The sequence below is a fragment of the Rhizobium sp. WSM4643 genome, from assembly GCF_025152745.1.
GTDB lineage: Bacteria > Pseudomonadota > Alphaproteobacteria > Rhizobiales > Rhizobiaceae > Rhizobium > Rhizobium leguminosarum_I.
Window position 1 is genome coordinate 4,576,739 of the sequence record NZ_CP104040.1, and the last position, 25,201, is coordinate 4,601,939.

Here is a 25,201-nt window from a genome sequence, read left to right on the forward strand (position 1 = left end):
GCCATTGAAATCCAGTTCCGGTGCGATCACTTGGCCGCGCTCGCTTCCAGCATCGAGGCTTCGAGAATATCGAGCGCCTCGCCGAGGATCTCGTCCTGGATGGTGATTGGCGCAAGAAAGCGGATGACGTTACCGTGGACACCGCAGGTGAGCAGGATCAGGCCCTTGTCGAGCGCGATCAGCCGCACCCGGTTGGCGAATTCCGCACTCGGCAGTCCCGTCGTCCGGTCGTTGAATTCGACGGCGTTCATGAAGCCCGGCCCGCGGATATCGACGATCTCGGGCACCGTCTCGCGCAACGATTCCAGCCGCTGCTTCAGCCGTCCGCCAAGCTGGTTGGCGCGGTTGCAGAGATCTTCCTCGACAATGACGTCGAGCACGGCATGGGCGGCCGCGATCCCGAGTGGATTGCCGCCATAGGTGCCGCCGAGCCCGCCCGGTCCTGGCGCATCCATGATTTCGGCGCGGCCGGTGACGGCGGCGAGCGGAAAGCCGCCGGCCAGGCTCTTTGCCATCGTCGTCAGGTCGGGCGCCACTTCGTGGTGGTCCATTGCGAACATCCTGCCGGTGCGGGCGAAACCGGTCTGCACCTCGTCGGCGATCAGCAGGATGCCGTCCTGGTCGCAGAGTTCGCGCAGCGCCTTCATGAAGGCGGCAGGTGCGGCGTAGAAGCCGCCTTCGCCCTGCACCGGCTCGATGATGATGGCGGCGACGCGCTGCGGATCGACATCGGCGGCGAAGAGCTTCTTCAGTGCCGCCAGCGACTGGTCGGCGGTAACGCCGTGCAGCTCGACCGGGAAGGGAACGTGGAACACGTCGCCCGGCATCGCGCCGAAGCCGACCTTATAGGGCACGACCTTGCCGGTCAGCGCCATGCCCATGAAGGTGCGGCCATGGAAGCCGCCGCCAAAGGCGATGACGCCCGAGCGGCCGGTTGCGGCACGGGCGATCTTGACGGCGTTCTCAACCGCTTCGGCGCCCGTGGTGACGAAGATCGTCTTCTTCTCAAAATCTCCAGGCAGCAGCGCGTTCAGCCGCTCGGCAAGGTGTACGTAGCTTTCGTAAGGCACCACCTGATGGCAGGTATGGGTGAAGCGATCGAGCTGATCCTTGACCGCCGCGATGACCCGGGGGTGACGGTGGCCGGTGTTGAGAACGGCGATGCCGGCGGCGAAATCGATGTAGCGGCGGCCTTCCTTGTCCCAGATCTCGGCATTCTCTGCACGATCCGCATAGATCTGGGTCGTCATGCCGACGCCGCGTGAAATAGCGGCGTTCTTCCGGTCCGTCAGGCTTGTCGTCTTCATCGATGGCTCCTCCGCTGAAAAGTTTGAGAACTATCTTGCATATCTTCTGCAAGGTGAATACAAAACACCTACATTTTTCCTGCAAGAAAACAAGCGGCATTTTTTGCTTCAAACATCACGTTTTTTGATGAAAGCTCTGGGGCGATCGGAATCAGGGATATTGGCGGATGAACGATAACGGGCCTGTGCGCTACAAGGTGGCGGAAGCCGCGCGGCTGGCGGGCGTTTCGGCCTCGACGCTACGCCTCTGGGAAAGCCAGGGTCTGGTGGTTCCCGGCCGTTCGCAAACCGGTCATCGGCAATACAGCGCCGACGATGTGGCGCGGTTGAAGCGCATCTCCTGGTATCGTGTCGAGCGCGGCCTCAATCCCGCGGCAATCCGCGAGGCGCTGGAGAGCGAGGAGCCTTCCGCCGATGGCGCTGAGACAAGCCAGGATGGCGGCCTCGGCCGCAAACTGCGCAGCCTGCGCCATGCGAGCGGCAAGACGCTCGATCAGGTGGCCGGCGACATCGGCGTCAGCTCTTCGACGCTCTCGACGCTGGAGCGCACCTCGCAGGGCGTCAGTTTCAAGACGCTGCACGATCTCGCCGAATATTACGGCACCACCGTCTCCCGCCTCTCCGGTGAAGAAAGCGGGGACGTGCCGGCGCTGGTGCGCGCCGGCGAATGGCGCAAGTGGCCCGAAACAACCCCGGGCGTCGCGGTGCAGCTCCTTGCCGAAGGCCGCAGGATGATGGACTGCCACCGTTTCGTGCTGGCGCCGGGGGCTGCCAGCGAAGGCGCCTATCGCCACGAGGGCGAGGAATTCATGCATGTTCTGTCCGGCCGGCTCGAACTGGTGCTCGACAGCGATCAGTTCTTCGATCTCGGGCCTGGCGATTCACTTTATTTCGAAAGCCGCCGCGACCATTCCTGGCGCAACCGCCACGATGGCGAAACCGTGCTTCTCTGGATCAACACCCCGCCGACATTCTGAACGGCTAACACGATGCGGAGACGAAATGAGGTAGAGCGTCCTTTGTGCGTCCAGGAGGACGCACGGCGCTCCAGCGGCTGGAAAGCGGTTTCGCACTCTGCGCCATTGCGCTATAGCGCTGCTGGATAAATTCTTAAATCGGAATCGATTTCAGGATAAAATCAAGCAGCCATTCAAAGTGCTACAGCGTCCTTTGCGCGTCATAAGAGACGCGCGGCGCTGTGGGGGATGCATTCGAACGAAAGACAATCTCATGGCAGCGACCATACGTTATCACGAAGGCGATATTTCCGCGGCCGATGCATCCCGCTACACCGGCGCGATTGCGATCGACACCGAAACACTCGGCCTTGTGCCGCGCCGCGACCGGCTCTGTGTCGTCCAGCTTTCGCCGGGTGACGGCACCGCCGATATCATCCGCATCGCCGCCGGCCAGAAAGAGGCGCCCAATCTCGTCGCCCTGCTCGAAGACCCTACCCATCAGAAGATCTTTCATTACGGTCGCTTCGATATTGCCGTGCTCTTCCATACCTTCGGTGTCACGACGACCCGGGTTTTCTGCACCAAGATCGCCTCGCGCCTGATCCGGACCTATACGGATCGCCACGGCCTCAAGGACAATCTCAAGGAGATGCTCGACGTCGATGTCTCCAAGGCGCAGCAATCTTCCGATTGGGCGGCCGAGACGCTGTCCCCGGCCCAGCTCGAATATGCCGCCTCCGACGTGCTTTATCTGCATGCATTGCGCGACAAGCTGACGGAACGCCTGATCCGCGATGGCCGCTACGATCATGCGACGGCCTGCTTCGAATTCCTGCCGACCCGCGCCAAGCTCGACCTGCTCGGCTGGGAAGATGCCGATATCTTCGCCCATAGCTGAGCGAATTGCCTTCATTCTGCGTTTGCGAATGGGCGTACGGCAGGCTTGCCGGCGGCCGTTAGCGATTCGTTAACGCCTGTTCATTAATATTCCTGTTAATTTTTATGCATTTCGATGACGCCGGAACTGCGTCATGCGGACAGGAGGATCTGCTGGGATGCAAGGGGACCGGATGAGCGCGGTCCTTTTCTAGAGCCTGCTTTCATCGTCACTTTACGAAAGGAGCATGCCATGTTGACTCCCGTTCGTGCAGCGTCCAATGCAAGCTTTTCGTCCCAGAGTCAGACAGCGGCGATCGTCGCCAGTGGTCTCGGCCAATCGGTGATTGCCCCCGCGCCTGTCAACGCAGTCGAGGCCGCCGACCTCAATTCCGCCATTGCCGGCAAGCTCAATATTCTGCTCCTTGCGGCGCGCGAGCGCATGGTCGAAGCCCTTTTCGATGTCATCGACGCGGCAGGCCGCTCGATCTCGCTGGAGCGTGGCGAGGACGAGAGCAATCTTGCCTTCGCCTCTCGGCTCGCCGATGCCATCCGGCGACTGCCAACCGCCAGGATCGACGAGGTCGAGCGCCAGCTCACCGAGAATGGGCATAGCGTGCCGCTCCGGACGATCGCCGAGGCCCTGAAGAACCCGACAGGTCCTGAAGCCGCCCGCGTCGTCGCCTATCTGGAGATCGTCCGCTATAAGGATCGCGATCTCGCCGCCCGCGCCGTCGTCCGCTCCTATGGGCAGAACGATGCATCGCCGATGCGCGCCGAAGCTCGCCCCGAGATCCGGCTGCCCGAGGTAAGGCTGCATGAGGACAGCCTGCCTGCTGCCATGCACCAGCCGGCAGACACGGCGCCCGCGTCAGCCGATTCGCTGATCGAGGCCGCAGCTTCGGCGACCGTCGAGGAAGCGGTCATCGCCGAAGCCGTGGAAGCTGCCGATCCGGAATCGCCGAAGGCTGAGAACCGGGCTCAATCCGCCCCTGTCACGGCAAGGGAGATCGCCCCGGAAAAATCTGCACCGCGGGAGATCGAAGCCGGGCAACCGTTGCCGACGGAAGCCGCAGCGGCAGACGATACGCAGGCAACGCCGGAGCCGGCTGCCGTCCAACCCCGCGCGATGCCGGAAAAAGTCGATCCAGTCATTCCCAGGAACTGGGCAGGAATTGTCGCCTCGATGACCGAAGAAGTCTCCGAGATGATCGTCACCATCATCCGCGAACAAGACGTCCAGACCGTGTTGGAGGATGTTCCCGTCGAGGCGGCAGTGGAGATCGATACGATCCTCGACGACGCCGTCATCAGCGATGCGACCGAAACCCTGACCAGGCAGCCGGCCGAATTCACCGCACCCGATGCTCGCCAATCCGCAGCACTCCGCCCATCGCAGATGGATATCGAGGCCGCGGCTGCGGCCGCCCGTCAGCCGAAAGAAATCTCCGCGCAACCGCAGATGAGGCCGGTTCCCGAGACGGCCGAGGCTTCCTATGTGCCGTTGGCGGCAAGGATGCCGGAGGGATTTGCCTATAGTCAGCTGCCCTACCAGTTCGCCAAGGATACGCCGTCGAACGAGAAGGCAGGCGAAACGCACCACCAGCATCAGCACCACCGTGACGACGCGTCCGAGGATCAGCAGCAGGCGCAGTCCGGCGGCGGCGATGCCGAACCCGACGCTGAAGAAACCGCCGCCGCACCCGAGCGGAGGACGCCAAGGATGATCGATGCCGAACCATCGGTCTATCAGCCAGGCGAGGCCGACGACCCGGTCTATGCGCTCTATCAGCGCATGGTCGGCTGGGAATAGAGCAATTCCAGGAAAAGTGCGAAGCGGTTTTCCGTCCGGGATTGCGTAAAAACAAGAGGATAGAGCGGTTCTGGGCTCCGTTAAAAGCTGAACCGCTCTAGCACTTTTATCGCCTGAAAATGAAGAACCCGCCGGATCGCTCCGGCGGGTTCTTCAATTCAAAGGCGGATGCGAGGCTTATTCGCCGCCGCGGTTCTTCAGGGCTGCGCCCAAGATGTCGCCGAGCGAAGCGCCGCTGTCGGACGAACCGAACTGGGCAACGGCTTCCTTCTCTTCCGCAATCTCCAGAGCCTTGATGGACAGCATGATCTTGCGGTCCTTCTTGGAGAAGTTGGTGACGCGGGCGTCGAACACCTGGCCGACCGAGAAACGCTCGGGGCGCTGCTCGTCGCGGTCGCGGGCGAGGTCGGCACGGCGGATGAAGGAAGTGATGTCCTCGTGGTTGACGAGCTTCACTTCGACACCACCGTCGTTGACCGCGATGACTTCGCAGGAAACGACTGCATTCTTGCGCAGGTCGCCAGAAGCAGCGGCGTCGCCGACTGCATCCTTGCCGAGCTGCTTGATGCCGAGCGAGATGCGTTCCTTCTCGACATCGACGTCGAGAACGACGGCCTTGACGACGTCACCCTTGTTGAACTCCTCGATGACCTGTTCGCCTGGACGGTTCCAGTCGAGGTCGGAGAGGTGCACCATGCCGTCGACATCGCCGTCGAGGCCGATGAACAGGCCGAATTCGGTCTTGTTCTTGACTTCGCCTTCGACTTCAGTGCCAGCCGGATGGCTGCGGGCGAATGCTGCCCACGGATTTTCCAGCGTCTGCTTGAGGCCGAGCGAAATACGGCGCTTGGACGGATCGACTTCGAGAACGACGACTTCGACTTCCTGGCTCGTGGACAGGATCTTGCCGGGGTGAACGTTCTTCTTGGTCCAGGACATTTCCGAGATGTGGATCAGGCCTTCGATGCCCGGCTCCAGCTCGACGAATGCACCGTAGTCGGTGATATTCGTGACGGTACCGGAAATCTTCTTGCCTTCCGGATACTTGGCCTGGATGCCATCCCACGGATCGCTCTCGAGCTGCTTCATGCCGAGCGAGATACGGTGGGTTTCCTGGTTGATGCGGATGATCTGAACCTTGACCTGCTGGCCGATGTTCAGGATTTCCGACGGATGGTTCACACGGCGCCATGCCATGTCGGTGACGTGCAGCAGGCCGTCGATGCCGCCGAGGTCAACGAACGCACCATAATCGGTGATGTTCTTGACGACGCCGTCAACAACCTGGCCTTCTTCGAGGTTCTGAACGATTTCAGAACGCTGCTCGGCACGGGATTCTTCCAGAACCGTACGGCGCGAAACCACGATGTTGCCGCGGCGCTTGTCCATCTTGAGGATTTCGAAGGGCTGCGGATTGTGCATCAGCGGGGTGACGTCGCGGATCGGGCGAATATCGACCTGAGAACGCGGCAGGAAGGCGATCGCACCGTCGAGGTCGACCGTGAAGCCGCCCTTGACCTGGTTGAAGATCACGCCTTCGACGCGCTCGCCAGCTTCGAACTTGGCTTCGAGCTTGACCCAGCTTTCTTCGCGGCGAGCCTTCTCGCGCGACAGAACGGCTTCGCCAAGCGCGTTTTCGATGCGCTCGACATAGACTTCGACTTCGTCGCCGACCTTCAACAGGCCGTCCTTGGCGCGCGCGCCGAATTCCTTGAGCGCGATGCGGCCTTCAACCTTCAGGCCGACGTCGACAACGGCGACGTCCTTCTCGATGCCCGTGACGATGCCCTTGGTGACATAGCCTTCGGCCAGGTCGTTCTTGGCAAAGGACTCTTCGAGAAGAGCCGCGAAATCCTCGCGGGAGGGGGTAGCTACTGACATAAAATCTCCTGCGTGTCCTGAAACGGAAGCGGACACGTATGCGCCGGTTGGTTTGCGTTGAACGGGCCTGAACCCAGTCCGCCCTCTTACGAAGGCAATCCGGCGCTTGGACGGAATTTCAGGCTTGCTGTATGAGAAGCGATCCATGCTCAGAGCACGCAAAATCGCTTGAATTTAGGCATTTCGGCTCAAGACCGCATCGATGATCGATTGAGCAGCTTGAAACGCGGCTTCTATACTCATTTCCGACGTATCAAGCAAGTGCGCATCATCAGCTGGTTTCAAAGGGCTGTCGGCCCGTCCCATGTCGCGTTCGTCGCGCCGCTTGACGTCCTCGAAGATCGCATCGAAATCCGCCGTCAGGCCCTTGCCGAGGATCTCGTCATAACGGCGTCTTGCGCGGACTTCCGGCGACGCCGTTACATAGAATTTCACCGCCGCATTCGGGCAGACGACCGTGCCAATATCGCGCCCATCGAGCACCGTTCCCGGCGCTTTCGTCGAAAACCGTCGCTGCGCCTCGACCAGCGCCCGGCGCACCGCCGGCATCACGGCAATCTTCGATGCGGCTTCGCCGATTTCATGTCTGGAAAGTATATCACGATCCAATCCGGCGAGTTCAACCTCTCTTGCGATCTTTTCCGCCACCGCCTCATCGTCGAGCGGCAGGCCGGCATCGAGCAGCGCCTTGGCCGTGGCGCGATAGGTCAGGCCGGTATCGAGATGGTGATATCCGTAGCGCTCTGCAATGAGGCGCGAGAGCGTGCCCTTGCCGGCCGCCGCCGGGCCATCGATGGCGATGGTGAAAGTCTCGTTTGTCATATGATCAATCCTGCGGCAGCACGCCGAAGCGGCGAATGAGTTCGTCTTTGCGGACATGCAGCAGGTGGCACATCATTCCGCCACCAGCTCGATCTTCGCTCCAAGGCCGGTCATCAGCTGCATGAATTCCGGAAAGCTGGTCGCGATCATCGCCGCGTCGTCGATCGTCACAGCATGCTCCGAGGCAAGCCCCAGGACAAGGAAACTCATGGCGATGCGATGGTCGAGATGCGTCCGGACTTGGCCGCCGGCAGCGTTGCCGATGCCCCTGCCGTCTGGCCGGCCGCGCACGATGAGAAAATCCTTGCCCTCGTCGCAGTCGACGCCATTCAGCTTCAGCCCGTCGGCGACGGCGGAAAGGCGGTCGGACTCCTTGACGCGCAGTTCCTCCAGCCCCTTCATGACCGTCGCGCCCTCGGCGAAACAGGCAGCGATGGCCAGAATAGGATATTCGTCGATCATCGACGGCGCCCGACCTTCGGGAACGCTGACGCCCCTGAGCTCGGAATGGCGCACGCGCAGATCCGCCACGTCCTCGCCGCCGGCAAGACGTGCATTCACCACCTCGATATCGGCCCCCATTTCCTGCAGCGTCAGGATCAGCCCCGTGCGGGTCGGGTTCATCAGCACGTTGACAATGGTGATGTCGGAGCCGGGAACAATCAGCGCCGCAACCAGCGGGAAGGCGGTGGAGGAGGGGTCGCCGGGAATGTCGATCACCTGGCCCTTAAGCTTGCCGCGGCCTTCGAGCCGGATCGTGCGGACGCCATCCCGTCCGTCTCGACGGAAAGGGCGGCACCAAAGCCCTGCAGCATCTTTTCGGTATGGTCGCGCGTCATCACCGGCTCGATGACCGTGGTGACTCCAGGCGTATTGAGGCCGGCAAGCAGCACGGCCGATTTCACCTGGGCGGATGCCATCGGCACCCGATAGCGGATCGGGCTCGGCGTTCCCGGGCCTCTGAGCGTCACCTGCAGCCTGTCGCCTTCGGATGCGCTGACCTGCACGCCCATTTCGCGCAGCGGAGCGAGCACACGGTCCATCGGCCGTTTCGAAAGCGAGGCGTCGCCTGTGAAGGTGGAGTGAAAGTCGTAGGTGCCGACGAGACCCATGGTCAGCCGCACGCCGGTGCCGGCATTGCCAAAATCAAGCGGCGCGTCAGGCGCAAGCAGCGCCCCATTGCCGGTGCCCTCGATCACCCATTGCGCACCCTCCTTGCGGATCCCGGCGCCCATCGCCTGCATTGCCCGGCCGGTATTGATCACGTCCTCACCCTCGAGCAGGCCGGTGATCCGCGTTTCGCCGGAAGCGAGCCCGCCGAACATGAAGGAACGATGCGAGATCGACTTGTCGCCCGGAACGCGGACGCTGCCCTTGAGACCGGCGGATTTGCGGGCGGTGGCGGGCCTGGGCGCAGAGCCGTTCGGCATGGCGTAATCCTTTGCAAACGCAGTCTATTTTTGCCGCAAGGCAGGCTTGGCCGGTCGCAAATTCCGTCCGCTTCTGCAGCTGTTGCGGCTCGTTAACATAAACGCGCCGGGCGGTCATCCGTCGGCTTGCCAAAATCCCGGCGCTCGGATCGCAAAGTTTGGCTTTGACATGCGAAGCCACAGCGATTAAGGGGACCGGCTTATAAATTCCGATGGAACGCCGGCTTGAACGGCATCTGCCGAATCTCATATTCGGCTATTCACACGAGGCTTATAGTGGCGAAAGCGGAACTTGGAACCAAGCGTACCGATCCGGAAACCGGCAAGAAGTTTTATGATCTGAACCGGGATCCGATCGTTTCTCCTTATACCGGCAAGTCCTACCCCCTGTCCTTCTTCGAAGAAACCTCGGCGATCGCCGAAGTTGCCGAGGAAGACGAGGTCGCGGAAGTCGATACTGAAAACACCGAAGTCGAACTGGTTTCGCTGGAAGATGCCGATGACGCCGCCGGCGGCGACGACATTCCGGATATCGGCGATGACGATGTCGAAATCGAAGGCGATGACGACGACGATACCTTCCTCACACCCGACGAAGATGACGATGATGACGACATGAGCGACATCATCGGCGTGACCGGCGACGAAGACGAAGTCTGAGACCGCATTTCGGCCCGGCGAGGAAAAAATTCTCCGGGCCGCATTTTTTTAGGCTTGCTATCTCCGGAATCCGGAAGTAATAAGCCGCCACTCCGCAGGCCACGTGCCTTACGAGTATCCCAGGACCGGCCATGAGCCGGACCACCTTGATGGGGCTATAGCTCAGCTGGGAGAGCGCTTGCATGGCATGCAAGAGGTCAGCGGTTCGATCCCGCTTAGCTCCACCAAATTTCTCGCGAACCAATATTTCGCTGTGAAATCAACGGCCTACAACTAAGCATTCGATTGCTGAGTACCCAAAAAGTACCCAAATAGAGTACCCACTGCGGCGCTCTATGGTTCTTTTCTTGGCCAGCGTTTTTTCATGTGTTCGTACTCGACCTGAAAGAATCGGCAAATCGACTTAAGAGAGCGCAATCGTTGCTCGTCACCGCCACAGGCTTTGCTGAGCCGTCCCTGCCAAACCCCCAAGCCCTCTGCTAACGACTTCAAAATTTCGTGCGATCCGTCCGAACGGGAGCCTCGCAGCCATTGCGGATAAACGCCTGTCATGATGTAGGGGTGGCGAAGTTGATCTTGATAAGCCTCCCGTTGGGCCGACCAAAGTGCGTGAGCAAGCGGCTTGCCGAAATGCTTTCCAATAGTCCGCAGGAGCACATCCTCGGCCTCGACGCCCGTAACTGGCCAGAGTGTGCCGATGTAAGCCTTTGCGTTCGCAAACATGAAGCGCTTGGAGAGTTCATGCCATGAAACGCAAGCGTTGTTAAAAATGATGGGCGTGCGGTAGTTGGCTAAAGCGGCGGTCGGGAGTGCAATAAGGTTGTTGTCGTACATGCGAAGGGCCGCTGACCCCAAAACTCGATTTATGGTCTCCTTTGAGATTGGCTTCAATTCCTGCGTGTCATGAGCTTGACGCATGTACTCAACGATCGCAGACCCGACGACGATCTTTTTCGCTTTTTCGGGATCATTCCAAAGCACGCCATCCAGGGAATGAAATCGCTCAAATCGTGTGAGCTGGACCACGTCGGGATCATCCTCCGACTGAGCAATGCCCAGCGCAATGTCTACAACCAACTGTCTTGTCCGACCTTCTGCGTCTTTAAATTCGTGGGTCCAACGATAACCGGGAGCGTCTCCGCAGTGAGTAGCAATGATCAATAGATCATAGGGGAAATGTTCAATCATTTGGCTTACATCGCGCACATTCGCGGCAGGCCCTCTGTATCCCCGCACGAATGTTCCCCGTTGCGCTAGTAGCTCTGCGGCGGTCGCAATTTCCGGTGCAGGTGTCTGGCCGGGGTCTACTACAACTGCCGCGACGGTTTCGTCCTTGTTTGAGGCCGCGCTGGCGAAACCGTTGATGATCGCCATTCCAAGGTCTGGATAGGTGAATAAGTGCGTGGAGGGCGCTTCAGAATATCCAAAACCAAACGGCAGCTTGTTTGTTATGAACGTCAGTGACGGAGACGCTGGGAGGCTTAAAGCTCCACAGAAGGAACGCAGTCGGGCCCGAAGATCTTGTCTGAGTTCGCGGGCAGAGTAGTCCGGATGGTCATACAGCGAATAGAAAGTCTCCAGGATGGCGTCGGCCACATCAGTTGGAACATTGGGGACGATAACAAGTCCGGCTCCCAGTGCATACGCGTAGTTGGCTGCTATGACCTCACTGAGTTCGTGCCCTTGTTCGCAAACTACTAAGTGCCCTGTTCTACTTTCGACAACTTCACGGGGGGATGGGCCAGTTGCAAACTCTATCATGCGACGCTCACGGAGAGCCTTAAGGAGACCGATCCCAAGGTTGTCACGTCCCCAGGTCAAAGGGTGCGACGTTGAGGAGTCGTGGGCAGTCTCACCTCCTAAGCCTGTCAGCGAACTCCCCTCTGAGATGTAGGTGGTTCGGCGGATTGGCAAGTAGTTTCCAAGGTGGGAATGGGCGGCTTTGGATAGGCCCACCATATAAATTGATTGGGCGCCTGAGCGAGCGACCGCATTGTTACATCTAACAACTTCAGTTTCAGCGTCAGGTCGGGAAAGGCGAGGGCCGGCGAGCACAGGCAAGTAACTACCTCGGGCAGCCAATTTGCATGAAACCTGGGCAGCAAGTTTCGCATCTTCGGCGATAATTAGGGATTTGGAGAGGTTTGGCGGTTTCATGCGGTGCTCGACTCGATGCTGTTCTGCAGGTAAGAGAGTTGCATGCAGGGTGTGCTCGGTCTAGCAGTCTGATGAAATGACCGCTTTCCACCGTACAGCCTCCGCAAGTTTCCCTAATCCATTTGATGAGACGTAATGAAGATTCGTCGAACCGCGTTGATCTACGGTAGGGTGGGCTAGCTGCCTTTGGCAGGATCGAGGCTCCGGCCGATCGCGATCTTCACGCCGCCTCGGGGCCGAGGTCCGAGAAGCCGAACATCGACATCTGGAGTCCGTCGGGAAACAATATGCCGTTGAGAAGAGAGACGGCTTTCTCGCTTCGATGGCTGGCGAGCGAATAATAGATTGTCTGAGCTTCGCGGCGCGCCTTGACGACCTGCTGACGTTTCAGCACGTTCAGATGGTGCGATAACGCCGACTGGCTGAGCCCGACACTTGTGGCGAGTTCCGTGGCTGAGATCTCACCCTTGGCCAGCGTGCGCAGCACGGCTAAACGGCTGGCGTTGGCGAGCGCGGAAAAATAGTCCGCCAGCTCACGGTCATTTACGATCATGGCGTGCCTCCTCTGAACACGAAATGTACACTAGCGGCGGGCGAGATTTGCTCATTGACCTAACGCAAATCGCATAGTGAGAAGGCCGCGTCAAAACGCGCTGAAGGTCAGCACGGCCCGTGGTGAAAACGGACGCTGTTCGATCCGCGATCGTCCGGCGACGAAAGCAGGGCGCGGGCTTCAGCTTGACTATGCCAGCCATCTCGGCTGACGGCATCATGCGGTCGCGCTAGCGGACGGCTGATGCGGCTCAGGACGAGCGGTCTGCCGGCTGACAGGGGACGGGCTCGAGGACTTTTGCCTTAATGCGCAGCATGATCTCCTCGGCGAGCCTTTCGGCGGGCTGCGTGGCGTCGAGGCGCGGCCATGCGATGGCGCCCGTCTCATGCGCGAACTGGTGCGCCAGGATATCGACCGTCGCGTCGGAGGGGCTGCCAATCCGTGCCGCAACGCGCTGCCACAGCAGTGCCGGATCGGCTTCGAGCCAGAAGGCCGAAAAGGGATGGTGGCCTTCTTCCGCCGCTTCCTCGATCATCCGCCGGTGGACCGGCTTGTCGAAGACCGCATCGGCCACCGCCGAACTGCCTTCCGCAAGGATGAGACGGGCGCGCCAAGCCATCTCCTGATAGACCTTTGCCGAGACCTCTGGCCGGTACGCGGCCTTCGGCAGCCTCGTCTCTGCCGGAACGCCGTGCATTGCCTTGCGGATGCGGTCGCTTTCGATGATACGTGCTCCCGGCGCGAGGCCAATCCGCGGCGCCAGCACTTCTGCAAGCGTCGTCTTTCCCGATCCGCTGAGGCCGCCGAGCGCGACGAGTTGTCCCGGCACCTGATGCAGGAGAGACCGGGCGAGCTGGAAATAGGAGCGCGCCTCATCGGTCAACATCGCCGCACGATCACCTGCATCCTCCGTCTGAGTGGCGATCACATGAGCCCGCACGGCAGCGCGTACGGCAATGAAGAACGGCAGTGCTGCAAAACCGTCGTCCTCGTCCGTCTCGTCGAGATAACGGTTCATCACGAGGTTCGCGAACTCGGGATGCCCTCGATGCCAGAGATCCATCAGCAGGAAGGCGAGGTCGTAGAGAACGTCGGTGGTGGCAATCTGATCGTTGAACTCGATGCAATCGAACAGGCATGGTTCGCCATCAAGCAAGAATATATTGCGGAGATGCAAGTCGCCATGGCAACGCCGGACCTTGCCGGCCAGCCCCCGTCGGTCCAGGAGTTGGGCGAGCCGCGCGAGGTGCCTCTCGAAGGCCCCGGTCAGTTCCTCGATCTCCTTGGCGGAAAAGACATGGCTGGTCGCAAAGCCGGCCTTATTGACCTTCAGCACCGCAGCCATGCTCGCCGCCCCGCCGTTGGCACTCATGACCGGCGCGAGACGATGAAAGCCGACGATCGCCCTTGCAAGGGATGTCATCATCGACGACGTCAATCCGCCGGAGGTGGCGATATGATCGAGCAGCAGCGACTGATCGAAACGCCGCATTTCCACCAGAGCATCATGCAGGGTCCCTTGACCATCAAGCGCAAGGCCACCGTCCTTTTCCAGCGTGATCGTCCTGACTCCGAGATAGATGCCGGGCGCCGTGGGCGCGTTCAATTCCACCTCTTTCCGGCATGTCGCCAGCCTTTTCTCCGCCGAGGAGAAATCGGCATAGGGCAGCTTCACGGCGCGCTTCATCTTGTAGGCGCGGTCCCCGGCAAGAAAAATGCGCGAGATATGCGTCTCGAGCACTTCGACCGGCTGCCCATCCTGGGCCAATGCGTCGTTGAGAAAGGAAATGGTTGCCGACTGGTCTTCCGTGATCATCTGCAAACTTTCAGCTGACATGCCGCACTATCGAAAGCATCGCCCTGCCTCCGCGACAATACATTGACCCGTATCAATGCTCGGACCGCCGCCACATCTCAGAACGAAAGCGAGACCGGGGTCGCGGGGTGAAAATCAACCTGTCTTCGAGAAGGCAGCTTGTCGAAGCGCTGATCGCGGTGATCCGGAAAGCCGGCGATGCCGCGCTCGCGTTGCAGGACGACGACGTTGCGGTAAGAGCCAAACAGGACGGTTCACCCGTCACCGCCGCCGATCTTGCCAGCAATGACATCCTGCGCGCAGCATGCCTGGCGGTCTTTCCGGCAATGCCTGCCCCGGCGAAGAAGACAGCCATGTCTTCGAGGCCCGCAAGGACTCAGATTCCGCTCTCGTAATCGATCCGCTCGACGGCACGAAGGAATTCATAAAAGGCCGAGACGAGTTTGCTGTCAATATCGCCCTATGCACCCGCCCGTGACCGGCTTTTCTTCTCCTACGGCGCCGGACTTGCATTCGAGCAAACAGCCGGCAGTCAGCGCCGCAGCCTGCCCCGCCCTTCCGCTCCACGGCGTCATCCGATCGCGCTTGTCAGCCGCTCTCATCTCGATCCCCGGACCGAAGCGCTCCTGGTCGCGCTGCAACGCCCCAGCAATAGGCCGTGGCTCAAGGCTTCAAGACGGCCGCTCCACTCAATCGGCCGGCACGCAAGTCGTCAAGCGCCCTATTGGCTTCGGTAAGCGGATAGACAATCGTATGGGTTCTGATGCCTGCCTGGCGGGCGATGGGGAAGAATTCCTCCGCATCCTTGCGCGTGAGATTTGCGACCGAAACAACGCTTCTCTCCCCCCAAATCAGCGCATAGGGCATAGCCGGAAGATCACTCATGTGGATGCCTCCGCAGACGACCCTGCCGCCCTTGCGCACCGCCTTCAGCGCTGCCGGCACGAGTTCGCCGACCGGAGCGAAGATGATTGCCGCGTCGAGCATGACGGGCGAAGGTTCATCCGAGCTTCCCGCCCACGAAGCGCCAAGGCTGAGCGCGAAGCGTTGCGCTGCCTCATCGCCGGTGCGTGAGAAAGCATAGACCTGACGGCCCTGCCAGCGGCATATTTGCGCGATGATATGGGCGGCTGCACCGAATCCGTAAAGCCCGATCCGGGCACCGTCACCAGCCTTTTTCAGCGAACGCCAGCCAATGAGACCCGCGCATAGCAGCGGCGCAAGAGCGACCGGATCGGCCTCGCCGTCAAGTGCAAATGCATAATCTGCGTCGGCAACCACATGGGTGGCAAAACCTCCGTCGCGCGTATATCCGGTAAATTGCGGCTGGTCGCAGAGATTTTCATCTCCGGTGCGGCAGAACGAGCAGCAGCCGCATGTGTGGCCGAGCCAGGGCACACCAACCCTTTGCCCTATGCGTGATGGCGCGACACCTTCCCCAACGGCCTCGACGATGCCGACGATCTCATGGCCGGGAACGAGTGGAAGCTTCGGGTTCGGAAGGTCGCCGTCACAGACGTGAAGATCCGTCCTGCAGACGGCGCAAGCTTCGATCCTCAACGTCAACTGGCCCGTTCCAGGCACGGGATTAGCGCGCTCTACCAGACGCAAGGGGGTCGCGATCCTTTCCAAAATCATTGCTTGCATCAGCTTCTCCTCACCTCGCAAACCGGCACCCTTTTGAAAACGCGTCAATCGGCATGAACGCGCGTCAAGGATACGTCCTGCCCATTCTCGTTTGCCGTTTTCGTTACGTGACGACGGCCCAGATTGACCTTCTCAATGCATCGGCATTCCATGTCACATCGTGGTATAGTTCAAATGAAATAACGTGCGCGGAGGCCACTTCATGAATGACGCTGTGAACGAGGCATGGAGGCCGAGCATTTCGCCGGAGACCGTCCGCTTTCTCATCCTCAAGGGCAAGCAGTTCGACGTCAAGGATGTTGTCACTGAACCCGATCCGGGCTCGAATCCAAGTGACGACGGGATGATCGAAGTGCTGGAGGACCATGACGACGATCCCGTCGAGACGGAGCTCAGGAGTGCAATCTGGGCTCTCAACGAAGACGAACAGATCGACCTGGTCGCCTTGGCATGGCTCGGCCGAGGCGATGGGAATGTCGATGATTGGGATGAACTGCGCAGCCTGGCTGCCGATGCGCACAATACGCGCACGGCGGCTTATCTTCTCGGTCTGCCCCTTCTGCCGGATTATCTCGAAGAGGCGCTCGACCAGTTCGGAGAGGCGTCCACGGACGACGCGCTGGGCCGGCTCTGATATCGCCGGTGTCCAAAGCGACAGCCAGGGAATTTCCTCAGCTGCAAGGAATGTCGATCCGACGCCATGAACTGAGCTGCATGACTGTGAATGGCTCTTGGAGCGCAAGGAGATCAGCAATGAACCGTCGCCGTTGGCAAGACCACATCGCCTTTATCGTGGGAATATGGCTCATCAGTTCTCCTTGGGTATTCGGAAGATTTAGTCCGGACTCCATGCCTGTGGGGTCGGCCGCCTGGAATTTCCTTGTCTGCGGAACCGCTATCGCTATCCTAGGCTTGGCTGCTCTGGCATCGTACCGTTTTTGGGAAGAATGGGTCAATCTTCTGATCGGTGTCTGGCTTGTCGCCTCGCCATGGATCCTCCAGTACGTTCAAGAGCCGCTCCTCGTTTGGAATGCTTTCATCTCAGGCATTCTCCTCGTTGTTCTCGGCGTATGGGCACTTCGCGGAGCAAACCTATCTGAACGCCGCTGAACGACGGCTTGCGGATGACGAAATGACATATACGGCGCAGGTGCCTTCACGATTGGATGGGCCGGCAACGTCTGGACCCATCGGATGATCACGTCATGGTAACGACCGAAGAAGCCTTCCAGCGCCTCAGTCTCGCGCTTGCGATTGGTATTCTGGTCGGCATCGAGCGCGGCTGGCAGGATCGTGAGGCCGCGTCGGGCAAAAGGGTAGCGGGGATCCGCACCTATGGCCTGTCCAGTTTCCTGGGCGGCTTCTGCGGCTTCCTGCAGCCCGTGACGGGGCCAATTCTGCCGACGGCCATCTTTGCTTCCTTTTGCGTCACAATTCTCCTTTTCAGCCGCATGCAGGCAACACATGACAAAGACTACAGCGCAACCGGTGCCATTGCGGCAATAACGGTCTTCGCGCTGGGCTTCGGCGCAGTCGTTACGGATATGACGGCAACGGCGGCAAGCGCTGTTGCAATAACAGCGCTCCTCGCCGCGCGCGAACCATTGCATGGATTTCTTCGTCAATTGACTTGGCTCGAGCTCAGGGCCGCCCTGATCCTCCTGACGATGACGGTGGTCATCCTCCCGATCCTTCCCAATCAGCCGGTTGACCCCTGGCAGGCGATCAACCCCTTCGAGCTTTGGATGCTGACGATCCTGGTGGGAACTGTTTCCTTTGCCGGTTATATCCTGATCAGGCTCAGCGGCGCCCGCGCCGGCATCCTGCTGACCGGGGCAAGCGGCGGCATTGTCTCGTCGACGGCCTTGACGCTTTCCTTTGCCCGCCAGTCGACACAGATGCCTGCCCTCTCACCATTGCTTTCAGCGGGAGCGATGCTGGCGGGCGCCGTTTCCCTCGCCCGGGTGCTTTTGATTTGCGGCGTCGTTGCACCGGCTGTTTTCAAGGAACTGGTTCCATCGCTCGCTCCAGCTGCTGTGATCTTCGCCATGGCAGGCGGCCTCGCCGCATTGTGGCGGCGCCCGGATGACAGCACTGATTTCTTGCCGCGAAACCCGCTTGAGGTGATGGTTGTGCTGCGTTTCGCGCTTGTTCTCGCCATCGTGATAGTCCTGACGCGCGTGACCCTGAACGTCTTCGGAAACCAGTCGCTGCTCGCCCTTGCGTTCATCACGGGACTGGGCGATCTCGATGCGATTACACTTGCCGTGGCTAAATTGTCATCCGTCCAGGTGCCGGCGGATGCGGCCGCTCGCGCCATAGCGGTCGCCGCGTTCGCCAATCTGCTTGCGAAAGCTGTTCTTGCAGCAAGCATGGGGAGCATCGCCTATGCAGTTCGTTTCGCGATCGCCGGCATTGTCGCGACTTTTGCCGGAATTGCCGGCTTGGTTCTGGCGTGACCACTGGCAGAACCAACAGCAGCACGGGAAAGCCGATCGCCCAGGAGAGCGCCCATGTGGAGGGCCACATGGCAAGTGCAGGCGCGGTCAGGCCCTGTGCCCTCACGATGCTGATCGCCGAGACGACTGATGTCATCAGCAGCGAGAGGATGAGTGACATGACGATCGTATTGTAACGTTTGGGGAGTTTGCTTTTGGGCATTTTGATCTCCGTAAGGTGCCGATCAGACAATTACGCAGTACCGATCGACGGGTTGCGCGTTGATTGACGTAAACGCTTACGGAGCTTCGATCTGAAGCAACGCTGCCTCTATGGCCGAAAATGTCTCTAGCCGTTCAAGTCCGCCCACCCCCTTCCGATCGCCTTTGCCAATTCCTCAATGCGAGGATGTATGCTTGTTGCTGGAATCTCAGCGATTCGGCTCCGGGACCTTCAGCCAATGACCAGATCAAGACGACGCCGCATCATCCGTACCCGCCGAACCCTGACCGGGCTCGCCCTCGTCGGCTCGATTTCGTTTCTGGCCGGCATGACCGATGCGACCGGTCTTCTGCTGACCGGCGATTTCGTCTCCTTCATGACGGGCAATACGACGCGGACCGCACTGGCCTTGAGCGAGGGCAATCTTCATCACGCGGCAGTCCTGATCTCTGCCATCATCGTCTTCGTGCTTGGCAATGCGGCAGGCATCGTCATCTCCCATGTCTCGCAACGCCGGATTTTCGTGGTGCTTGGCTGCGTCGCCCTGGTTCTGGCGCTCGCCTCGGTGATGACAGTACAGAACATGCTGTTCGTGCGGTTCTACATGATCGTTTTTTCCATGGGCATGGTGAACGCCGCCGTCGAGCACATCGAAGGCCTGCCGATCGGCCTGACCTATGTGACCGGCGCTCTGTCGCGCTTCGGCCGCGGCATCGGCCGCTGGATCATCGGCGATCGTCGTGTCGAATGGACGATCCAGATCGTGCCCTGGGGCGGCATGATGCTCGGCGCGATCGTCGGCGCCGTCCTGACGCGACTGACCGGAGCGCATGCGCTGTGGCTGGTCTCCCTCTTCGCCATGATGCTTTCACTGGTCGCAATGCTCATCCCGCGGCCGCTTCAGCGGCGCTTCAATCAGAAGATCGCGCCGAGCGGATCGGCCATCACGCACGCGAAATAAAACCGTCGCATTCCTGTTACCGTCGAATCGGATAGGAAGGACCGCCGCTAATCCTCAAAGGAGTGGGTCTTGTTCCTGATTTCGAAGCTTGTCTGGATTTTCGCTCAGCCGCTGTCGCTGGCATTCTTCCTCATCTTGCTTGCCCTGATTGCCGGCCTCCTGCGCTGGCGTACCCTAAGTATTCTCGGCGCAGCTGGTTCGGCCCTTATCCTTTTCGTGACGCTTTACACCACCGCCGGAAACCTCCTGATGCAGGGCCTCGAGGAGCGATTCGCAAAACCCGCTGCCGATCCTGATAGCCTGCAATGCATGATCGTGCTCGGCGGCGGCTTCGAAAACGAGGTGAACACGGCGCGCCATGGCATAGAATTCAATGACGGAGCCGACCGCTTCGTCGAAGCCTTGCGGCTCGCGCAGAAATTTCCGCAGTCACGTATCCTGGTATCGGGCGGCGACGGCTCCCTCTCAGGTATCTATGAAGGCGATGCGGCCGCCTCCGAGCGTTTCTTTCCGCTCTTCGGCGTTGGCAGGGATCGCCTGATCGAAGAGAGGCAATCGCGAACGACCTTCGAAAACGCCGTCAATACCAAGAAATTCCTGGCAAGCCAGGGCCTTTCCAATTGCCTGCTGATCACCTCGGGTTTTCACATGCCGCGATCCGTCGGCATCTTCCGCAAGCTCGGCATCGATATCGTGCCTTGGCCGACCGATTATCGCACCGACGGCCAGGTGAGGCTTGGGTTTGATTTCACCCAGCCGAGCCTCAATGCGCAGAACATGGCGACGGCGATCCGCGAATGGTATGGCCTGGTCGGATATTACCTCGCCGGCCGCACGTCGGAGCTTTATCCAAGCTGAGGTCTACTTCTTCGAGATGGTGACGAATTTCGTGCCGCGGACGCGTGCCGTCACGGTGCAGGGATCACCTTCGGTGCGGTCGCAGAAGCGCGGATGCATCTTCATCGCCAGCACCATGTTGCCGAAGCGCTGGACGAAATCGTAGCCATAGATCTGTGCCGTTGCGATCATGAAATAACCGCCTTCGGCAACCTGCAGGTAGAAATTATAGGTACAGCCGTCGTCATTGCATTGCGGCCCCTTCTGCCCGTCGCAGGTCAACTGGCCCTCGTTGACCACCGCATCGATCAGGCCGTCATTGTTGATGTCCTGCCGGATGATGAAGCCGTCGGCAAACTCGGCCGTCTTGCACTGCTGCTGGAAATGTTTCTTCTCGTAGATCTCAGGGTCGGATATCAGCGATTGCTGACTGAGGGCGACGGCCGGCATGGCAAGTAGCAGGACGATATTCAGAACGGCGAGCACCAGCGTTTTCACGGCTTTCCTCTTTGGATAAAGGCTCCCAATGCATGTCGCCCAAAACTGTGCAGCGGTTTTGGGACAACGACATGCTTTGGGACGACGACATGCATTAAATCAAAGACATCAGCTTTATGGCCGCGCCGCCTTGCGCCGCCCTTGCCGCCGTGATTGATTCCCGAGAACAGGATGATTTTAGGCCTAGTTGGCCTAAAATCTGAATCCTGTTCTCAATTCAAGAGTGAGAGCATGATGTCGTCCGAAAACCGCTCACACTTTTCGGCATCATGCTTTGAACTTCAGCCGGTCCCGGGGCTCGCATGTCTCTGCTCGTCTATCTCGATTATGCCGGCATTGCGCTGTTTGCCGCGACAGGCGCGCTCGCCGCCTCGCGCAAGCAACTGGATCTGATCGGTTTTTTGTTTTTCGCCATGGTGACGGGAACGGGCGGCGGTACCGTGCGCGATATCGTGCTCGGCCGCGTGCCGGTCTTCTGGGTGCTGAACCCCGCCTATATCCTCGTCTGCTGTATCATGGGGATCATCGTTTTCTTCACCGCCCACCTGCTGGAATCGCGCTATCGCCTGCTGATCTGGCTCGATGCGATCGGCCTGGCCGCCTATTGCGTGCTCGGCGCTGCCAAGGGCCTCGCCGCCACCGGTTCGCCCACAATCGCGATCGTCACCGGCACGCTGACGGCGACCTTCGGCGGCATACTGCGCGATCTGATGGCAAACGAGCCTTCGGTGCTGTTGAGGCCGGAAATCTACGTCACCGCAGCCCTTATCGGCGCCAGCGTGTTCACGCTCGCCAATGGGCTCGGAATGCAGCTCTACCTGGCATCTGCCTGCGGCGTTGTGGCCGCCTTTGCCGTGCGCGGTGGAGCCCTGTGGTTCGGCTGGACCTTCCCGACCTACAAGCATCAGCCTGGCCGGCACCCCGACGATGTCATGTGAAGCGGTATCGTCAGCCCTGCTTTGCCCGCAGGCGGATCACCACGTCGACATGGGCGATCTCCATGCCCTCAGGCGGTTCCGGCAGATTGGCGATCGTCAGGTTGCTGACGGGAATGTCGAGAACCTCGTTCTCGCCTTCGACGAAGAAATGGTGATGGTCGGAAACATTGGTATCGAAATAGGTCTTGGCGCTCTCGACGGCGAGAACGCGGATGAGACCGGCTTCCGTGAACTGGTGCAGCGTGTTGTAGACCGTTGCCAAGGACACCGGCACGCCGGCGGCAACCGCCTCTTCATGCAGTTCCTCGACGGTCAAATGCCGGTCGCCCTTGGCAAACAGGAGGTCGCCGAGGGCGACGCGCTGGCGGGTGGGGCGCAGGCCCGCACCGCGCAGCCTTACCTCTATTGCGATCGGGAGTGCACCCGTCATCAAAACCAACTCCGGTTATTCTGGCATAAAGCAATCATGTTTCTTTAAGCGGTATAACTTTTGCATCGGAGCCTTTCAATAGTTCAATGACGACGGGAGCCTGATAAACGCGGCAAAAACGGGCTTTTGACGCAAATAGGTCTGGTCCCAGCCCTAGCCTTCCTGTATGCGACCACCAAATAATGGTGCAAGCCTGGTCCGGGGCGATGAATGAAGCTGCCTTGCTTGTGCTTCATTTTCTGAAGAACCTGGACTACACGTTCACATCCATCGGCTTGACGCGGGGGGAAAAAGAAACTTTATGACGACCAGACAGTCCAGCTTCTCGTATGAAGAACTCATCGCTTGCGCGCACGGCGAGCTGTTCGGCCCCGGCAATGCGCAGCTGCCCCTGCCGCCCATGCTGATGGTTCACCGCATAACGGAGATTTCCGAAACGGGCGGCACCTTCGATAAGGGCTACCTCCGGGCGGAATACGACGTTCGCCCCGACGACTGGTATTTTCCCTGCCACTTCGAAGGCAATCCGATCATGCCGGGCTGCCTCGGTCTCGACGGCATGTGGCAGCTGACAGGTTTCTATCTGGGTTGGCTCGGCGAGCAAGGCCGCGGCATGGCGCTTTCAACAGGCGAAGTGAAATTCAAGGGCATGGTCCGGCCGCAGACGAAGCTGATCGAATATGGCATCGACTTCAAGCGTGTCATGCGCGGCCGTCTGGTCCTCGGCACGGCCGACGGCTGGCTAAAGGCGGACGGCGAGACCATATACCAGGCGGCCGACCTTCGCGTCGGTCTATCGAAAGACAAGACGGCCTGAAACCGCATTTCGAGCGGCTGACGAAAACAACAAAGGTTTGATCAGATGAGACGGGTAGTTGTCACGGGTCTGGGTGTCGTGTCCTCGATCGGAAACGACGCGGCCGAAGTCACCGAATCCTTGCGGCAGGCAAAGTCGGGTATCTCCTTTTCGAGCGATTTCGCCGAACACGGGTTCAAGTGCCAGGTCTGGGGCAGTCCGAAGCTCGGTTCGGCGGAACTTGCCGAACTGGTCGACCGCCGCGCCATGCGTTTCCTGTCGCAGGGCGGCGCCTGGAACCATGTGGCCATGAAACAGGCACTTGCCGATTCCGGCCTGGAAGAGAAAGACTACGCTCAGAACGAGCGTACCGGCATCATCATGGGCTCCGGCGGTCCGTCCACCCGCACCCTGATCGAAGCTGCCGAGATCACCGTGAAGAACAACAGCCCGAAGCGCATCGGCCCCTTCGCCGTGCCGAAGGCGATGTCCTCTACCGCATCGGCCACGCTCGCCACCTGGTTCAAGATCCACGGCGTCAATTATTCGATCTCGTCGGCCTGCTCGACCTCGGCGCATTGCATCGGCAACGCCGCCGAGATGATCCAGTGGGGCAAGCAGGACGTGATGTTCGCCGGCGGCCACGAGGATCTCGACTGGACGATGTCCAACCTCTTCGACGCCATGGGCGCCATGTCCTCCAAATATAACGACACGCCGGACAGCGCCTCGCGCGCCTATGACGTCAACCGCGACGGTTTCGTCATCGCCGGCGGCGCCGGCGTGCTGGTGCTCGAGGAACTGGAGCGCGCCAAGGCCCGCGGTGCCAAGATCTATGCCGAGATCGTCGGCTACGGCGCAACCTCGGACGGCTACGACATGGTCGCTCCGTCGGGCGAAGGCGCTATCCGCTGCATGCGCCAGGCGCTCGCCACCGTCAAAGGCGATGTCGATTATGTCAACACCCACGGCACATCGACGCCGGTCGGCGACAGCAAGGAAATCGGTGCGATCCGTGAGGTATTCGGCTCGAAGATCCCGCATATCCAGTCGACTAAGTCGCTGACCGGCCATTCGCTTGGCGCTGCCGGCGTGCAGGAATCGATCTATTCCCTGCTGATGATGCAGCAAGGCTTCATCGGCGAAAGCGCCCATATCACCGAGCTCGATCCCGAATTCGAAGGTGTCCCGATTGTGCGCAAGCGCATCGACGACGCGAAGATCGACATTGCCCTCTCCAATTCCTTTGGCTTCGGCGGAACCAACGCCACGCTGGTCTTCCAGCGCTATAACGGATAATAATATGACGGGAATCATGCAGGGTAAGCGCGGGCTCGTCATGGGCGTCGCCAACAACCACTCGATCGCCTGGGGGATTTCAAAAGCTCTCGCCGCACAGGGTGCGGAACTCGCCTTCACCTATCAGGGCGATGCGCTCGGCAAGCGCGTCAGGCCGCTTGCTGCCGAGGTCGGCTCGGATTTCGTCCTGCCCTGCGACGTCGAGGACGTCGCCTCGGTCGATGCCGTGGTCGACGCGATAAGCGAGCGCTGGGGCAAGCTCGATTTCATCGTTCATGCCATCGGCTTTTCCGACAAGAACGAGCTGAAGGGTCTCTACGCCGATACGACGCGTGAGAATTTCAGCCGGACCATGGTCATTTCCTGTTTCTCCTTCACCGAGATCGCCAAGCGCTGCGCTCCGTTGATGGAAGATGGTGGTTCGATGCTGACGCTGACCTACAATGGCTCGACGCGCGTCATCCCGAACTACAACGTCATGGGGGTTGCCAAGGCAGCGCTCGAGGCTTCGGTGCGCTATCTCGCCGCCGACTACGGCCCGCGCGGCATCCGCGTCAATGCCATTTCCGCCGGCCCGATCCGCACGCTTGCCGGCGCCGGCATCTCCGATGCACGCGCGATCCTCTCCTGGAACCAGCGCAATGCGCCGCTGCGCAAGGCCGTCACCATCGATCAGGTCGGCAGCTCGGCTCTCTACCTGCTCTCCGACCTTTCCTCCGGCGTCACCGGCGAAATCCACTTCGTCGACGCCGGCTTCAACGTCACCTCGATGCCGACACTGGAAACGCTGCGCAGGGCGGAAATCGAGTAAACGCTATTCGATTGAAACTCAAAGGCCGTGCGCAGATGATGCGCACGGC

At 60.1% G+C, this 25,201-nt stretch carries 24 protein-coding genes, 1 tRNA gene and 2 pseudogenes; 16 read left to right on the plus strand and 11 right to left on the minus strand.

Annotated features, from left to right (window positions below):
• Window positions 1-26 precede the first annotated feature (26 nt).
• On the minus strand, window positions 27-1,307 hold the full coding sequence (locus N1937_RS22455) for a 4-aminobutyrate--2-oxoglutarate transaminase (protein WP_260057015.1): 1,281 nt from the start codon (window positions 1,305-1,307) through the stop codon (window positions 27-29).
• Between the two features lie 167 nt (window positions 1,308-1,474).
• On the opposite strand from N1937_RS22455, the gene N1937_RS22460 reads away from it, so the two are divergent.
• From N1937_RS22460 to N1937_RS22470, 3 genes are all read left to right on the plus strand, one after another.
• A complete protein-coding gene (locus N1937_RS22460) occupies window positions 1,475-2,284 on the plus strand; it encodes a MerR family transcriptional regulator (RefSeq protein ID WP_170282644.1) in 810 nt (269 codons plus the stop codon).
• Between the two features lie 253 nt (window positions 2,285-2,537).
• Window positions 2,538-3,164 (plus strand): ribonuclease D, encoded by a 627-nt coding sequence (locus tag N1937_RS22465; RefSeq protein WP_170257463.1) that lies wholly within the window; start codon window positions 2,538-2,540, stop codon window positions 3,162-3,164.
• Between the two features lie 231 nt (window positions 3,165-3,395).
• Window positions 3,396-4,955 carry a hypothetical protein gene (locus tag N1937_RS22470; protein WP_260057016.1) on the plus strand — a complete coding sequence of 520 codons (1,560 nt, stop codon included), beginning with the start codon at window positions 3,396-3,398 and terminating at the stop codon, window positions 4,953-4,955.
• Between the two features lie 177 nt (window positions 4,956-5,132).
• Here N1937_RS22470 and rpsA read toward each other — a convergent pair whose 3' ends face one another.
• The 3 genes and pseudogenes from rpsA to aroA form a co-directional block, all read right to left on the minus strand.
• On the minus strand, window positions 5,133-6,836 hold the full coding sequence (gene rpsA, locus N1937_RS22475) for a 30S ribosomal protein S1 (RefSeq protein WP_003544285.1): 1,704 nt from the start codon (window positions 6,834-6,836) through the stop codon (window positions 5,133-5,135).
• Between the two features lie 174 nt (window positions 6,837-7,010).
• Entirely contained in the window at window positions 7,011-7,658 is a 648-nt protein-coding gene (gene cmk / locus N1937_RS22480; protein ID WP_222385679.1) for a (d)CMP kinase, read from the minus strand.
• 72 nt (window positions 7,659-7,730) lie between these two features.
• Window positions 7,731-9,088, minus strand: a pseudogene (aroA, locus tag N1937_RS22485) (3-phosphoshikimate 1-carboxyvinyltransferase).
• Window positions 9,089-9,364: 276 nt separating this feature from the next.
• Between aroA and N1937_RS22490 the strand changes: the two are divergent.
• Together N1937_RS22490 and N1937_RS22495 are read left to right on the plus strand one after the other, a co-directional pair.
• Window positions 9,365-9,748 (plus strand): TIGR02300 family protein, encoded by a 384-nt coding sequence (locus N1937_RS22490; RefSeq protein ID WP_017966434.1) that lies wholly within the window; start codon window positions 9,365-9,367, stop codon window positions 9,746-9,748.
• Window positions 9,749-9,899: 151 nt separating this feature from the next.
• Window positions 9,900-9,975: transfer RNA gene (locus tag N1937_RS22495), tRNA-Ala, on the plus strand.
• Window positions 9,976-10,081: 106 nt separating this feature from the next.
• On the opposite strand, the gene N1937_RS22500 is transcribed toward N1937_RS22495, so the two are convergent.
• The 3 genes from N1937_RS22500 to N1937_RS22510 form a co-directional block, all read right to left on the minus strand.
• Window positions 10,082-11,509 (minus strand): hypothetical protein, encoded by a 1,428-nt coding sequence (locus N1937_RS22500; protein WP_260057018.1) that lies wholly within the window; start codon window positions 11,507-11,509, stop codon window positions 10,082-10,084.
• A gap of 616 nt (window positions 11,510-12,125) precedes the next feature.
• The gene (locus N1937_RS22505; RefSeq protein ID WP_260057019.1) at window positions 12,126-12,458 is read right to left on the minus strand and encodes an ArsR/SmtB family transcription factor; all 333 of its coding nucleotides are present in this window, start codon (window positions 12,456-12,458) and stop codon (window positions 12,126-12,128) included.
• Window positions 12,459-12,708: 250 nt separating this feature from the next.
• Window positions 12,709-14,295: an AAA family ATPase gene (locus N1937_RS22510; RefSeq protein WP_260057020.1), complete on the minus strand. Its 1,587-nt coding sequence runs from the start codon at window positions 14,293-14,295 to the stop codon at window positions 12,709-12,711.
• Window positions 14,296-14,402: 107 nt separating this feature from the next.
• Here N1937_RS22510 and N1937_RS22515 point away from each other — a divergent pair, with 107 nt between their 5' ends.
• Window positions 14,403-14,669, plus strand: a complete 267-nt coding sequence (locus N1937_RS22515; RefSeq protein WP_260059099.1) for a hypothetical protein — start codon at window positions 14,403-14,405, stop codon at window positions 14,667-14,669.
• Window positions 14,669-14,752, plus strand: a complete 84-nt coding sequence (locus N1937_RS22520; RefSeq protein WP_260059010.1) for an inositol monophosphatase family protein — start codon at window positions 14,669-14,671, stop codon at window positions 14,750-14,752. The genes N1937_RS22515 and N1937_RS22520 overlap by 1 nt, the downstream gene beginning before the upstream one ends.
• A 185-nt stretch (window positions 14,753-14,937) precedes the next feature.
• On the opposite strand, the gene N1937_RS22525 is transcribed toward N1937_RS22520, so the two are convergent.
• On the minus strand, window positions 14,938-15,921 hold the full coding sequence (locus N1937_RS22525) for a zinc-dependent alcohol dehydrogenase family protein (RefSeq protein WP_170282452.1): 984 nt from the start codon (window positions 15,919-15,921) through the stop codon (window positions 14,938-14,940).
• A 202-nt stretch (window positions 15,922-16,123) separates the two neighbouring features.
• On the opposite strand from N1937_RS22525, the gene N1937_RS22530 reads away from it, so the two are divergent.
• The 3 genes from N1937_RS22530 to N1937_RS22540 all read left to right on the plus strand — a co-directional run bounded on the left by N1937_RS22530 (window position 16,124) and on the right by N1937_RS22540 (window position 18,380).
• A complete protein-coding gene (locus N1937_RS22530) occupies window positions 16,124-16,555 on the plus strand; it encodes a DUF3775 domain-containing protein (RefSeq protein WP_017966441.1) in 432 nt (143 codons plus the stop codon).
• 119 nt (window positions 16,556-16,674) lie between these two features.
• Window positions 16,675-17,031 carry an SPW repeat protein gene (locus N1937_RS22535; protein WP_260057021.1) on the plus strand — a complete coding sequence of 119 codons (357 nt, stop codon included), beginning with the start codon at window positions 16,675-16,677 and terminating at the stop codon, window positions 17,029-17,031.
• Window positions 17,032-17,126: 95 nt separating this feature from the next.
• Entirely contained in the window at window positions 17,127-18,380 is a 1,254-nt protein-coding gene (locus N1937_RS22540; RefSeq protein ID WP_170262719.1) for an MgtC/SapB family protein, read from the plus strand.
• Here N1937_RS22540 and N1937_RS22545 read toward each other — a convergent pair.
• Window positions 18,379-18,582 (minus strand): annotated as a pseudogene (locus N1937_RS22545) (DUF2798 domain-containing protein); the annotation flags it as partial. The gene N1937_RS22540 and the pseudogene N1937_RS22545 sit on opposite strands and share 2 nt — an antisense overlap.
• A 238-nt stretch (window positions 18,583-18,820) precedes the next feature.
• Here N1937_RS22545 and N1937_RS22550 point away from each other — a divergent pair.
• Both N1937_RS22550 and N1937_RS22555 read left to right on the plus strand, forming a co-directional pair.
• Window positions 18,821-19,543: a YoaK family protein gene (locus N1937_RS22550; RefSeq protein WP_017966445.1), complete on the plus strand. Its 723-nt coding sequence runs from the start codon at window positions 18,821-18,823 to the stop codon at window positions 19,541-19,543.
• A 69-nt stretch (window positions 19,544-19,612) separates the two neighbouring features.
• Window positions 19,613-20,401, plus strand: coding sequence for a YdcF family protein (locus tag N1937_RS22555; protein WP_170282450.1), 789 nt, complete (start codon window positions 19,613-19,615; stop codon window positions 20,399-20,401).
• A 3-nt stretch (window positions 20,402-20,404) separates the two neighbouring features.
• On the opposite strand, the gene N1937_RS22560 is transcribed toward N1937_RS22555, so the two are convergent.
• Window positions 20,405-20,878, minus strand: coding sequence for a hypothetical protein (locus N1937_RS22560; protein ID WP_017966447.1), 474 nt, complete (start codon window positions 20,876-20,878; stop codon window positions 20,405-20,407).
• Window positions 20,879-21,180: 302 nt separating this feature from the next.
• On the opposite strand from N1937_RS22560, the gene N1937_RS22565 reads away from it, so the two are divergent.
• Window positions 21,181-21,816: a trimeric intracellular cation channel family protein gene (locus N1937_RS22565; RefSeq protein ID WP_260057022.1), complete on the plus strand. Its 636-nt coding sequence runs from the start codon at window positions 21,181-21,183 to the stop codon at window positions 21,814-21,816.
• Between the two features lie 10 nt (window positions 21,817-21,826).
• On the opposite strand, the gene irrA is transcribed toward N1937_RS22565, so the two are convergent.
• Window positions 21,827-22,246 carry an iron response transcriptional regulator IrrA gene (gene irrA, locus N1937_RS22570; RefSeq protein WP_003555773.1) on the minus strand — a complete coding sequence of 140 codons (420 nt, stop codon included), beginning with the start codon at window positions 22,244-22,246 and terminating at the stop codon, window positions 21,827-21,829.
• A gap of 301 nt (window positions 22,247-22,547) precedes the next feature.
• Here irrA and fabA point away from each other — a divergent pair, with 301 nt between their 5' ends.
• Genes fabA through fabI form a run of 3 tightly spaced genes read left to right on the plus strand, consistent with a single transcriptional unit; the run spans window position 22,548 to window position 25,152 of the window.
• A complete protein-coding gene (gene fabA / locus N1937_RS22575) occupies window positions 22,548-23,063 on the plus strand; it encodes a 3-hydroxyacyl-[acyl-carrier-protein] dehydratase FabA (RefSeq protein ID WP_017966450.1) in 516 nt (171 codons plus the stop codon).
• 45 nt (window positions 23,064-23,108) lie between these two features.
• Window positions 23,109-24,341, plus strand: coding sequence for a beta-ketoacyl-ACP synthase I (fabB, locus tag N1937_RS22580; protein ID WP_017962727.1), 1,233 nt, complete (start codon window positions 23,109-23,111; stop codon window positions 24,339-24,341).
• 4 nt (window positions 24,342-24,345) lie between these two features.
• Window positions 24,346-25,152, plus strand: a complete 807-nt coding sequence (gene fabI / locus N1937_RS22585; protein ID WP_260057023.1) for an enoyl-ACP reductase FabI — start codon at window positions 24,346-24,348, stop codon at window positions 25,150-25,152.
• Window positions 25,153-25,201: the final 49 nt, after the last annotated feature.